8 protein-coding genes are annotated in these 12,554 nt (G+C 62.5%); 5 read left to right on the top strand and 3 right to left on the bottom strand.

All coding sequences use genetic code 11. The annotated features are described in order from the left end of the window. Window positions 1–27: 27 nt before the first annotated feature. The gene (gene xdhB / locus ACSQ36_RS32705) at window positions 28–2,415 is read left to right on the top strand and encodes a xanthine dehydrogenase molybdopterin binding subunit (protein ID WP_436185252.1); all 2,388 of its coding nucleotides are present in this window, start codon (window positions 28–30) and stop codon (window positions 2,413–2,415) included. A gap of 13 nt (window positions 2,416–2,428) precedes the next feature. Next, on the top strand, window positions 2,429–3,007 hold the full coding sequence (gene xdhC, locus ACSQ36_RS32700) for a xanthine dehydrogenase accessory protein XdhC (protein WP_436185251.1): 579 nt from the start codon (window positions 2,429–2,431) through the stop codon (window positions 3,005–3,007). An 89-nt stretch (window positions 3,008–3,096) separates the two neighbouring features. On the opposite strand, the gene ACSQ36_RS32695 is transcribed toward xdhC, so the two are convergent. Further along, entirely contained in the window at window positions 3,097–4,326 is a 1,230-nt protein-coding gene (locus tag ACSQ36_RS32695; RefSeq protein WP_436185250.1) for a lipase family protein, read from the bottom strand. 409 nt (window positions 4,327–4,735) lie between these two features. Here ACSQ36_RS32695 and ACSQ36_RS32690 point away from each other — a divergent pair, with 409 nt between their 5' ends. Continuing rightward, window positions 4,736–5,953 carry an acyl-CoA dehydrogenase family protein gene (locus tag ACSQ36_RS32690; protein ID WP_436185249.1) on the top strand — a complete coding sequence of 406 codons (1,218 nt, stop codon included), beginning with the start codon at window positions 4,736–4,738 and terminating at the stop codon, window positions 5,951–5,953. A 140-nt stretch (window positions 5,954–6,093) separates the two neighbouring features. Next, on the top strand, window positions 6,094–6,438 hold the full coding sequence (locus tag ACSQ36_RS32685; RefSeq protein ID WP_436185248.1) for a DUF3088 domain-containing protein: 345 nt from the start codon (window positions 6,094–6,096) through the stop codon (window positions 6,436–6,438). Window positions 6,439–6,517: 79 nt separating this feature from the next. Here the strand turns inward: ACSQ36_RS32685 and ACSQ36_RS32680 are convergent, their stop codons facing one another. Continuing rightward, the gene (locus tag ACSQ36_RS32680) at window positions 6,518–10,123 is read right to left on the bottom strand and encodes an ABC transporter ATP-binding protein (RefSeq protein WP_436185247.1); all 3,606 of its coding nucleotides are present in this window, start codon (window positions 10,121–10,123) and stop codon (window positions 6,518–6,520) included. Window positions 10,124–10,221: 98 nt separating this feature from the next. On the opposite strand from ACSQ36_RS32680, the gene ACSQ36_RS32675 reads away from it, so the two are divergent. Further along, window positions 10,222–11,169 carry a LysR substrate-binding domain-containing protein gene (locus tag ACSQ36_RS32675; protein ID WP_436185246.1) on the top strand — a complete coding sequence of 316 codons (948 nt, stop codon included), beginning with the start codon at window positions 10,222–10,224 and terminating at the stop codon, window positions 11,167–11,169. Between the two features lie 24 nt (window positions 11,170–11,193). On the opposite strand, the gene ACSQ36_RS32670 is transcribed toward ACSQ36_RS32675, so the two are convergent. Continuing rightward, window positions 11,194–12,441, bottom strand: a complete 1,248-nt coding sequence (locus tag ACSQ36_RS32670; protein WP_436185245.1) for an acyl-CoA dehydrogenase family protein — start codon at window positions 12,439–12,441, stop codon at window positions 11,194–11,196. Between the last annotated feature and the right edge of the window lie 113 nt (window positions 12,442–12,554).

Genomic DNA, 12,554 nt, shown 5'->3' with positions numbered 1-12,554 from the left:
ACCTCAAAGGACACGGAGAACAACAGAATGAATCAGCAAGCCGAACCGTTCCTGAAGGACATGAAGGAAGCAAAGGATCTCCTCGAAGCAGACTTCGCGCAGGTCCACGTTTCGCGTCCGCACGAATCCGCGCATCTGCACGTCAGCGGCCGCGCGAGCTACACCGACGACATTCCGGTGATCGCCGGCACGCTGCACGCAGCCCTCGGATTGTCGGCGAAGGCGCACGCAAGGATCGTATCGATGTCGTTCGATGCCGTGCGCGCGACGCCTGGCGTGGTCGCCGTCCTCACTGCCGACGACATCCCCGGCGCGAATGATGTCGGCCCCATCATCCACGGTGACGACCCGATCCTCGCCGATGGCATCGTGCAGTTCGTCGGTCAGCCGATGTTCATTGTCGTCGCGATGTCGCACGACATCGCCCGCCGCGCCGCGCGCCGGGCGGAGGTCGTGTATGACGAGTTGCCGGCGATCCTCACGGCGCAACAGGCGCGCGCGGCCAACGCGCACGTGCTGCCCCCAATGAAGCTCGCGCGTGGCGACGCCAGTGCGAAGATCGCGTGGGCCGCGCATCGCGAAACCGGCGAAATGCTGCTCGGCGGCCAGGAACAGTTTTACCTGGAAGGTCAGATTTCATACGCAGTGCCGAAGGACGACGATGGCATGCACGTGTGGTGCTCCACGCAGCATCCGTCGGAAATGCAGCACATGGTCGCGCATATGCTCAACGTCGCGTCGCACAACGTGCTGGTCGAATGCAGGCGGATGGGTGGCGGCTTTGGCGGCAAGGAGTCGCAATCGGGACTGTTCGCGTGCTGCGCAGCGCTTGCCGCATGGAAGCTTCTGTGCCCCGTGAAACTGCGTCCGGATCGCGACGACGACATGATGGTCACCGGCAAGCGGCACGATTTTCACTACACGTACGAAGTCGGCTATGACGACAGCGGCCTGATCGATGGCGTGACCGTTGACATGACGTCGCGTTGCGGTTTTTCGGCTGACCTTTCAGGTCCGGTGATGACCCGCGCGCTGTGCCATTTCGACAATGCGTACTGGCTGCCGCATGTGTCTATCGACGGGTTCTGCGGCAAGACCAACACCCAGTCGAACACGGCGTTTCGCGGCTTTGGCGGACCGCAGGGCGCGTTTGCGATCGAATACATTGTCGACAACATCGCGCGTTCGGTGGGGCTCGATTCGCTCGATGTGCGCCGCCGAAATTTGTACGGCAAGGCCGAGCACAACGTGACGCCGTACGGGCAGGCGGTCGAAGACAACGTGATCCACGAACTGCTTGACGAACTCGAAGCGACCAGCAATTACCGCGCTCGCCGCGAGGCTGTGCGCGAATTCAACGCGAACAACGATGTGCTGAAAAAGGGGCTCGCGCTGACGCCGGTGAAGTTCGGCATTGCGTTCAACGTGACTCACTTCAACCAGGCCGGTGCGCTGGTGCACATTTATACCGACGGCTCGGTGCTCGTGAATCACGGCGGCACGGAGATGGGCCAGGGGCTCAATACGAAGGTCGCGCAGGTAGTCGCGCATGAGCTTGGCATCCGTTTCAACCGTGTCCGTGTCACAGCGACCGACACGAGCAAGGTCGCGAACACGTCGGCGACCGCGGCGTCGACCGGCAGCGATCTGAACGGCAAGGCGGCGCAGGACGCCGCCCGGCAATTGCGCGAACGGCTTGCGGCGCTGGCTGCGGAACACTATGGCGAGGGGCAGGTCGATGCGCACGACGTGCGTTTTGTCGACGACCGGATTGTGGTCGGCGACAAGGCGATCCCTTTCGACGAAGTGATCATGCAGGCGTACCGCGCGCGGGTGCAGTTGTGGTCCGATGGCTTCTACAAGACCCCTAAGCTCTACTGGGACCAGTCGAAGATGCAGGGTCGGCCGTTCTCTTACTACTCTTATGGCGCGGCGGTTTCCGAAGTCGTGATCGACACGCTGACCGGCGAAATGCGCGTGCTGCGCGCTGATGCATTGCACGACGTGGGCGCATCGCTCAATCCGGCTTTGGATGTGGGGCAGGTCGAAGGCGGTTTCATCCAGGGAATGGGCTGGCTGACGACCGAGGAACTGTGGTGGAACGCGGGCGGCAAGCTGATGACCCATGCGCCATCGACCTACAAGATCCCGACTGTCAATGATTGCCCGCCTGTGTTCGACGTCCGGTTGTTCAAGAACCGTAATTCGGAGGACAGCATTCATCGGTCGAAGGCTGTCGGCGAACCGCCCTTGCTGCTGCCGTTTTCGGTGTTCTTCGCGATCCGCGATGCAGTGGCGAGTGTAGGCAATAACACCGTGAATCCGCCGCTGAATGCACCCGCGACCAGCGAAGAAATCTTGAAAGCAGTGGGCGCCGTTCGCACTGCAGTGGCTGCGGCGGCTGCCGCTCGTTGAGCCGAGGCTTGCTATGGAAATGCTCCGTGAATCTGTGGTTATCGGCCGTCGTAGTGGGTTGTTGACACCATCGGCTGCACTGCCAACGCATATCGTCCTGTTTGGCGCGGGGCACGTCGGGCATGCGCTCGTTACCTTGCTGGGCATGCTCCCTTGCGTGGTCCAGTGGGTCGATGCACGCGACGAACTTTTTCCCGACGAAGTGCCCGGCAACGTGCAGATCGAAGCGACTGATACGCCGGATGCGATTGTCGATTCGGCGCCGGCCGGCGCCTGTTTTCTGGTGATGACGCATGACCACTCGCTGGATTTTTCGTTAGCTTTCCGAATCATGAGACGAAACGATTTCGCTTACTTCGGCATGATCGGGTCGAAGACGAAACGCGTGAAATTCGAGCGGCGGTTAACTGATCGAGGTGTGGACCCTGGGCGATTGACTGAGATGACCTGTCCGATCGGCGTGGAGGGGATCGTCGATAAGGCGCCCGCTTCCATCGCTGTCGCTGTTTGTGCGCAGTTGATGCAGGTCAGGGCGTTGTCGCAGTATGGCGCTCGCCTATGCCTGGGACGCGAAGACGAACGGCTTTGTTGACGAAGCAAGGCCTGTGAACAGGCATCCGTGGTGACGCTGGAAAGCCATCATCGGTTAGCGATAGGGCCTCCCTCCAGGAATGAATCCCGCTAAAGCTTGGGTAAGGATTCGCAATTACCGATAATGTGCTCGTCCGCAAATGCCCTTGCGACAAACTGCGTGGAATCGGGAAGCGAGCCGTTGACGGTTCCGGAATGGTCAAGCCCCGGATATACATGCCATTCGATTCTGTCGCCAGCCTTGCATGCGTTGGTGACGAGTGCGACCTGGCCGGGCACAAACACATCGCGATCCTTTCCGCCCGTTCCGATAAAGATCGGGATGTCCGACTTCAGCGTCGGATACGCCGCTTCGCGGTTGATCGCAGCGAGCGCCGGCTTCGGCGAGCGCTTGAAGCTGCTGTCGAACGTGAGCCCGTCTGCCACGATCCTCTGCTCAATTGCGTGCAAGCATGCTCGCTGACTGGTTTCGAACGCCGGCATCGCGCGGTCGTTCAGGTAGTCGGCGGGTACGAACGACGGATCGAGCAGCGTTGCGGTGCTGAGTCGCAGCATATCGTACGCAAAGGTCGGGACAACTGACTTGCGTGCGTTCGCCAGATCCGTGTCATCCGCGTGCTCATGGGCCGCCGCGTACGGCGTGCCGGTCGCTACCACGCCGACAATGTTCAGCTCGGGCGCATAGGTCTTTGCATAGACGGCCGTCGCGAACGCGGCGCGACCACCTTGCGACTGCCCGAATACAACCACCCGCGCCGACAGGTCGAAACCGCCACCGATAACCGCGCGGATGCTGTCGAGCACGCCGTACGCGAGAGGGCGTGTGAGCCCGTACGGATGCAGGCCGGGTGTCCCGAGACCTTGATAGTCCGTCGCGACGATTGCGTATCCCCGTGCGAGCCAGTAATCCAGGTAGCGCGTGTCACGTTCGCTGCGGCCTGCAAACGACGGCGCACACACGTCGGCGCTGCCGACAGTGCCGTGCGCCCACGCCATCAGTGGCCAGCCGCCTTGCGGCGGCGTACCCTTCGGCACAAACAGCGCACCGGACACGACAATCGGGGCGCGGTTGTCGAGACCATCGGTTGACGTATACAGGATCCGGATATTCTGGCCGGCTTCGGCGAGGCTTTGCTGCGGCGTCAACTGCCCGGTGCGCAGCATTTGCCCGGGCGTTGGCGGCACTTGCTCCGTCCAGGTGTAGAACGCGGGGACACCGCCGTCGCCTATGACCAGCAGCGGCGCAGCAACTACCGCCGATGTGCCGATGGCGGTCGCGATGGCCAGCATGAATAGTCGTCTGAACTTTGCACTGAACATCAGATAGTTTCCTTTGTTTTGAGGACACGTCGGCCGACTGAGAATTCACCTGGAGATCGAGGAAGGCGATACCTGTGGTTGATTTTATTTTAAGGTCGCTCAGTCAATGAGTGTCGGGAAATACCCCAAAGGCGTTCAGCGTCGACGGCATCAAGGGCGTAAGGCACGACACCTCCATCTAAATTGGCCGGACGCTGGGTGACCGCGGGCGATTCGGCGCAACCCTCGATCACGCTGGTCTTCACAGAACAATGCATATGCAAAGCTGAAATCGATAGAGCGACGCAGTGAACCGACGACTACATTATTGCGCTGTCACAGTGCGATCCACTCTCGGGATAACAGTTCAGGTGACGCCTTGCCGACTGCGCGTTGTAAGCCCGGTAAGCTACCAGAAGGATTAAAAACTATGAATGCACCCTCTGAAGTCCCCGCAACGTCGCGACTGCATGCCGCGTTAGCCGCACTGCCGGCGTTGGCACATGAAATAGGCGAGGACGCGGCAGCGCGCGAGGCGCGGCGCGAATTGCCGTTCGATGGTTTCGCGCTGTTTCGCAAGTCCGGCCTGGGCTTGCTGCGACTCCCGGTCGAATGGGGCGGACTGGGCGGCTCGCTGGAAGACCTCTTTCATGTAATCGCGACCCTTGCTGCCGAGGAATCGAACGTAGCCCATGCGTTGCGCATCCATTTCGACCTGACCGAGTCGCTCCTTCTGTCGCCCCGTTCAGCGTTCAACGACACGCAAATCCAGCGCTTGCTGGAGGGCGCGATATTCGGGGGGGCTTCAACCGAGCGCGGCACGTCGAGGCCCGGTGAAATCGGCACGATATTACGACGCGACGGCGACGACTATCGCGTGACAGGCAAGAAATACTACTCGACCGGAACGGCATTTTCCGACTATGCGCGCATCAACGTGCAGGATGAAGCGGGCAACACCGTGGTTGCCGTCGTTCCTGTGACTCGAGAGGGCATCCAGATACTGGATGACTGGGACGGCATGGGTCAGCGGATGACCGCCAGTGGCAGCCTGGTACTCGATAACGTGCAGGTCTATGCGAGCGAAGTCGCGCCGCGCGGCAATACGACCCTGGCAGGGCGGCATGGCGGGGCGCTGCGGCAACTCCACTTGGTCGCGGTTGCCGCCGGCATAGTCCGCAACGTTCTTGCAGATGCTGAAAACTACGTGCTCAAGCATGGACGACCGGTGCTTCACAGTCCGGCTGCATCGGCGCGCGAGGATCATTTCATTCAACAGGTGGTGGGCGATCTTGCGGCACACAGTCACGCGATCGATGCGTTGGTGCAGCAGAATGCGCGCGTACTGGACCGGTCGGCGAACGCCATTCGCGCTCAGGCTGACGATGCCGAAGCATGGGTGTTGGAGGGCGCGCTGGCTACGGCCAAGACACAGCTGGTGGTGAGCAAGCTGGCGTTGCATGCGGGAGAACGTTTGTTCGAGGCGGGCGGCGCGTCCGCCACGTCGCGCGTGCACAATTTCGATCGTCACTGGCGCAACCTGCGCACGATTTTCAGCCACAACCCGTTGTTGCACAAGGCACGAGTGATCGGCGGTTATCAATTGAACGGCGATACCACGCATCTGACTGAAGGCCGCGTGTTCTAGAGGTCTCGGGGTGTGAGACACGCAGTCGGTTCACATGCATCGGCGTGCAGTGGTTCGAGTTGTCGATTTATTCACAACGACTGCGCTCCAATGGAGCGGGGTCGTTCGATTCGTCTTTCTTCTTCGAGGATTGTCACATCGTGAGCCAAGACCTTTTATTGCTGCTGGAACCCGGTTTCACCGATCCGAAATATCCTGGGGAGCGTTTCATCTGCCCGGACGGCGCGCCTATCGAGGGCCTGCTGGCCAGCGATCCGTCGAAAACCTCACGCCTCGATATTCATCGCCTGCCGTTTGCGCGCCCGCGCGAGGCAGTCGTCGCGGCGCTCGACGAGGACCATCAGAGCTTGCCCGTGCTGATTCTCGGAGATGAGCATCCGGTGCCCGCCGACGCACAGACGCTCGGCGACAAACGCTTCGTGACCGATACCCGTCGCATCCTGGATCTGCTCGCCGAGCGCCACGGTTTTCCCAAGGTTCATTGATGAACGGGGAACCAGCCGGCAGCGTTGGCCAGCGTTGGCATATCCCTATAAGCGGCGGTGGCGCCCAGGACCAATCGCCTCACGCGGACTGCTGCACGCCGTTGCCAACCTGTTGCCGGTTGACGAGCTGCGCATAGATCGAGTTATTGGCGAGCAGTTGCGCATGGGGTCCCACTTCAATGACCGAGCCCTGGTCCAGCACGATGATCAGATCGGCCTCGCGTACGGTCGCGAGACGATGCGCGATGATCAAAGTCGTGCGGTTGGCCATCAGGGTTTTCAGCGCCGCGTGTACCTGTGCTTCGCTGATGGCGTCCAGATGTGACGTTGCTTCATCCAGAACCAGTACCGGTGCATCCTTGAGAAAAGCGCGCGCGATGGCAACACGCTGACGCTGGCCTCCCGACAACTGCACGCCACGTTCACCGACTCGTGTGGCGAGTCCTTCCGGCAACGTTGCCACGAAGTCGCCGAGCGACGCTTGCGCCAACGCGAGTCGCAGCGCTTCCTCGCTGGCGTCGGGCCGGGCGAGACGGATGTTGGCCTCAAGCGTGTCGTTGAACAGATACGTGTCCTGTGACACGAGGGCAACGTGAGCGCGTAGCGAGTCGAGCCGCAAGCGCCGCAAGTCGACACCATCCACTTGCACCGAACCTGTATCCGGGTCCCAGAACCGCAACAGCAGATTTGCAATGGTGCTCTTGCCGGCGCCTGAGGCCCCCACAAGCGCCGCGGTAGAGCCGGCGCGCACGCGAAAAGACACGCCGTTCAATACGGGTTGCGTGCGCTCGGCGTAGGCGAAACGCGCGTCTTCAAAGCGAACCTCCGAACCACCCGGCGCTGCATGCAAGTCGAGGTCTCCGTCGAGTACCTGAACCGGCTCGTCATGCACGACCCTTAACCGCCGTGCCGACGCGATCGTATCGGCTAGTTGCCTGCCCACTTGCGCGATCTCCGCCACGGGCATGAAGGCCGCTATGGCGAGCAGGATCAGCATCGGCAGCCAGGCCGCGGAAAGCTGCCCGGCCGAGACCAGAAACGCGCCCCCTACCGCGATTGCCAATCCGCCGAGGCCGGTTACGACATCCAGTAGCGCGGTTTGTCGAGCCAGATCCGCCAGCAACGCGAGCCGGGTCACGCTGTATTCGCGCGCCAGCGTCATGAACGCTTCCCGCCGGCGCCCGGTCGCCTGGAACGCGAGCAGATCGGACAAACCCTGGATGGTCTCGGTCATATGCGCGCCGAGCAGGCCCAAGGATTCCCGCGCCTTGCTGCCCAGCACATCGATACGGCTGCGTCCGCGCACTGGCGAGAGCATCGCGTATGCGAGGAACGGCAGCAGTGCGAGCGCAAGCGGCCAGGCTGCCAGCGCGAGGACGGCTATCACCGCGGCCGGGACCAGCACTGCGACGATCGCCGGGGCGACCGTATGCGCATAGAAATATTCGATGGTCTCGACGTCTTGCGTGGCCAGCGTGACGAGGTCACCGGAGCGACGGCGGAGCAGGTAGCCCGGCGCGAGGCGGTCAAGTTGGGCGAACAGGCGTATTCGCAGATCCGCGAGCAGCCGGTACGCCATGTCGTGTGCGAGCCAGGATTCAAGCCAGTGAAGAATGGCCGCCAGCGGGGCAACGAGCAACAGCCACACCTCGATCGTCTGATGCGGGCTGCCGGCACGCAGTGCGGCGACCAGCCATGCGCCCAGCACACCGACGCCGATGAAGGCCGTCACTCGCCCGACGCCCAATAGAATGGTCAGCACCAATCGTACTCGCCACGGGTGGATTGCTGTGACCAGGGACGCCAGGGTCGCCTTCCAGTCCAGGGTCTTCGCATCAGCATCCAGCTCGCGCGGACCTTGCGCGGTCTCTTCTTCCGTCTCGCTTGTTAGCGCGGTTGTTGTTCCGGGCGCGCCTGCCTGAGGACCGGGTGCAGCGGCATCGGCGCGCAATGCAGATACATTGTGAGGCGTTGCTTGAGCCGCCATCAACCGGTGATACAGCCCGCTTCTTTTCATCAGTTCGTCGTGCGTACCACTCTCCGCGACAAGGCCATCGTCCAGCACCAGGATACGATCAGCGTCGATCACGCTCGACAGCCGGTGCGCGAGAATCAGCGTGGTACGGCCTTGCATCAGACGATCCAGCGCCCGTTGAATCAGCGCCTCGTTTTCCGCATCGACGGCGGAGAGCGCTTCATCCAATATGAGAATCGGGGCATCGCGCAGCAGCGCCCGGGCAATGGCAAGCCGTTGGCGCTGGCCGCCCGAAAGCTGAACACCGCGTTCGCCGATAGAGGTCTGATACCCGTCAGGCAGACTCGCGATAAAGTCGTGAGCGTAAGCTGCCCGCGCGGCCGCTTCTACTTCATCAGCGGTGGCGTCAGGGCGCCCGAGCCGAAGGTTTTCGTCGACGGTACCCGCGAACAGCATGGTGTCCTGCGCGACCACCGCAATCTTCGCGCGCAGCGCATCCGGGTCCAGCGACCGCACGTCCTGTCCTGCAATGCGGATGCTGCCGCCCTGCGGATCGTACTGACGCAGAAGCAGGCGAACGATCGACGACTTGCCTGCGCCGCTCGGCCCCACGATGCCGATGCGCTCGCCTGCCGCCACCGAGAATGTCAGTCCGCGGTGCGCGAGTCCCCGACCGCCGGCATAGGCGAAGCGTACGTTGTCGAAATCCAGCGACGAAGGGGCGTCGCGCAACGCGTCCGTGCCGGCTTCCGGCATGGGCGGGCTCGCCTCCAGCAGCGAGCGAATGCCCGCCGTCGCGGCCTGCCCGAGCATGCCCTGATGCAAGACGCTCCGAAGGTCGCGCAGCGGCCGGAAAATCTCCGTACCCGCCATCAGGACGATCAGGAGCGTGGTCAGGCCCATCTCCCCGTGGGTCACGCGCCACGCGCCAAGAACGAGCGCCAGCGCGGCGCCCAGAGCGGCTCCAAGATCGACGATGCCGCGTGTAAGAAGGCCCGCCGCGAGCACCCAGAAGGTGTTGTCGGAGACAGCGCGCGCCTGCGCGGCGAGGCGTTCGCCCCATACGCGGCTTTGCCCGAACGCTTTGAGCGTCGGCAGGCCCTGGACTGCGTCGAGAAATGTTTCACCGAACTCCTTGAATGCCTGGGCGCGCGAGAGGCTGGTGCGGCGTTCATGCATATGCACGGCGATCGGTCCGAACAACGCCACCAGGGCCGCGACCAGGAGCACGGTGGCCACGGGCAGGTCCCAGAACGCGATGAAACCGAAGATGGCAAATGGCGCGCAGAGGGCCACGGCCAGTTGCGGCAGATACTGCCCAAAGAAGGTCTGCAACTGCTCAACGCCGTCGATGACCGACAGCATCACGCCGCCCGTACGTTGTTCGGCGAACCAGGCCGGTCCAAGCGCCACGATGCGGTCGTACAACCGGCCACGCAGGGTTTCCTGGGCTCGTGCTGCGGTGCGACAGGCGATGCCCGCGCGCCAGTGATCCAGCAACGCACGCAGCACGATAGCCGCCGCCACGGCGACCGAGGGTGCTACCCATGATTGCCACTGACTGCCTCGCAAGACCAGTGCGAGCAACTGGCCGAGAAACACAAAGCGTGCGATTCCGGCCAGCAGGGCCAGCAGTCCGACGACGATGCTAAGCACCATGTGCCCGCGTAGTCCTTTAGTCAGTTGCCAAAGGCGAAGATCGAAATACATCAGGGTGACTCCTCAAGGTATTGGATCATCGTGGCATGGACCCGCGCTGCGCGCGAGCGATGCTTTCTCAACCGGGGTTGAGCTAAACTTTACCCATCATGCCAAGACCCTCTCCGCACATTCCGCCTATTCCACCCTTAGCCGCCCTGAAGGCGTTCGAAGCCGTGGCCAGACTTGGCAGCCTGAGCCGCGCGGCGGAAGAGCTCAACGTTACCAAGAGCGCCATCAGTCATCAATTGCGCGCGCTGGAATCCGCACTGGGTACAACGTTGATGCACCGTGGCGGCACGACTTCACGCGCGCAACCCACGTCCGCCGGGCAGGAGTTGCTGGCGGCTATTGAGGCCAGCCTGATTCCGCTGGGCGAAGCCTGCGAGCGGTTGACCATGCGGCGGCGCAAGCGTCGCCGCACGTTGACGGTCTCCGCCAATGCGCCATTTTCATCGCTGTGGCTCGCGCCTCATGTGGTTGAATTCTCGACGCGCTATCCGGAGATTGCGGTGAACCTGAGGGTGTTTGACGACGAGCCCGACTGGCAGAATGACACTATCGATATCGCGATTCTGCGCGTGCCGTTGACAAGCTCGTCAGGCGATGAGCCGGACCCGCACCCGGGCGATCGGGCGCTGGTCCGGGAGACCGTGTTCCCCGTGTGCAGCCCGCTGTTGATGGACCCACGGACCGCTACTGCGCAGACACTGACCGAGCATCGGCTGCTGCAGGAGGAACACCACGCATCGAGTCGTGAAATAGACTGGCAGACGTGGTTTGCGCTGCTCGGCGCGGGAGCGCTTCCAGAGCAGAACCTGGTCCGGTTGAGCAGTTTCAGCCCGATCATCGGCGCTGCGATTGCGGGGAAGGGTGTTGCGCTGGGCCGTTCACCGCTGATCGATTTTGACTTGGCCCACGGCCGTCTGGTTCGCCTGTTTCCGGAGCATGAATTACCGGGGTCGTGGCAGTTTGTTATTCGCCTCCATCCCCACCGCTCATCCGATCCGACGCTGATTCAGTTTCAGAATTTCATGCTTGAGCGCTCGGCGATCTGACATGGGCGGCGGGGTTCCGCTTCGTCAAAGCTCATCGAGCACGCCGAGATACGCGCGGCCGATGACCTCATGCGAGGCGTCGGCATTCGGCGGATGAAATGCGCCAGCGCGGACATCGCGATACAAACGCTCGAGTTCGTTCCGCCGCGACAAAGACGCCGCGCCCGCTATGCCCAGCGACAGGTTTACCACCCGCAGCGCGCCGTCCACGGCATGCTGTTTTGCTGCCAGCAATTTCGCGATCCAGAGTTCATCCTCGGCATAACCTTCCCACCACTGCGCCGCCACGCGCTCGATCAACGCTTCGATACTGTCGAGCTCGATCGCAGCTTCTGCCACCGCAGCTTGCGTGAACGGCTTATGCGCGTAGGTCTGCCCGTGCGGTGCCGCCGACTTGCGGTTGCGCGCTTCGCCTACGGCCAGGTCGAACGCACGCTTCGCGATGCCGTAATACACCGCGCCGAGCCCTGGCAGCACGGCGCCCAGGATGCCATCCACGAACGGATCGTTGGGTATGCCGGCGGGCAGCACGCGCGTCACATGTTCCCGCGCTGCGATGGCTCCTTCAAGATAGGTATCGTCGCTGCGTGTGGCGCGCAACCCAAGAGCGTCCCAGGTCTGGACCGTGCGATGCCCCGGCGATTCGCGCCGGATAAACGCATGCACGATCTTCGGGTGCGCCGGATCGGAGTCATCCAGGCCATGCACGCCGAGCCAGTCCCATGCCGGTGCAAGCGAGGTCATGACCTTGTGGCCGTTGAAACGATAACTCCCGTCGGGTAGCGGCGTCGCCGTGACGAAGGAATGAGCCAGGCCCAGGTCGTTGCCGGGTTCGCCATGTCCGGCGGCGAACACCTTGCCGGCGCTGGCTTCTTCGAGTATCCATTGCGCGGAGGTATCGCCCTTGCGTAACAGATGAAGCGCGGCACCGATCCAGTATTGATGCATGTTCAACGCGAGGGCGGTCGCCGGCGCGCGATAAGCGAGGCGGACTTGTTCTCGCAGCAACTCCGGTAGCGTGAGGCCGAGCCCACCCAGTGAAACAGGAACGGCGGCGTGGAGAAAGCCGGCGCGTTGCAGGTCGTCGAGGTCTTCGGTGAAGAAGCGGTTTTCTCGGTCATAGCCGGCGGCGCGTTCGCCGATGCGCGCGAGCAACGCGTCGCTGAGTAATGGGGCGCGGGGGGCGCGAGGGGTACGGGACGTTACGGACCCTTTTGCCTGAGCAGTCCGTGAAACGGGCAACGCGTCGACTTCGCTTGGAACGTTTGACATCCAGCGGCTCCTTATATGAACCATTGCGTTCAGCGATTATGGCGACGCGCTGGATGAGCGCGCCACCATCAATTGATGATTTGCAAATCAGGATGTCTGCTGGACGGTACTCG

The organism is Caballeronia sp. LjRoot34 (assembly GCF_964253815.1).
GTDB lineage: Bacteria > Pseudomonadota > Gammaproteobacteria > Burkholderiales > Burkholderiaceae > Caballeronia.
This window is presented reverse-complemented; position numbering and strand designations above follow the sequence as displayed.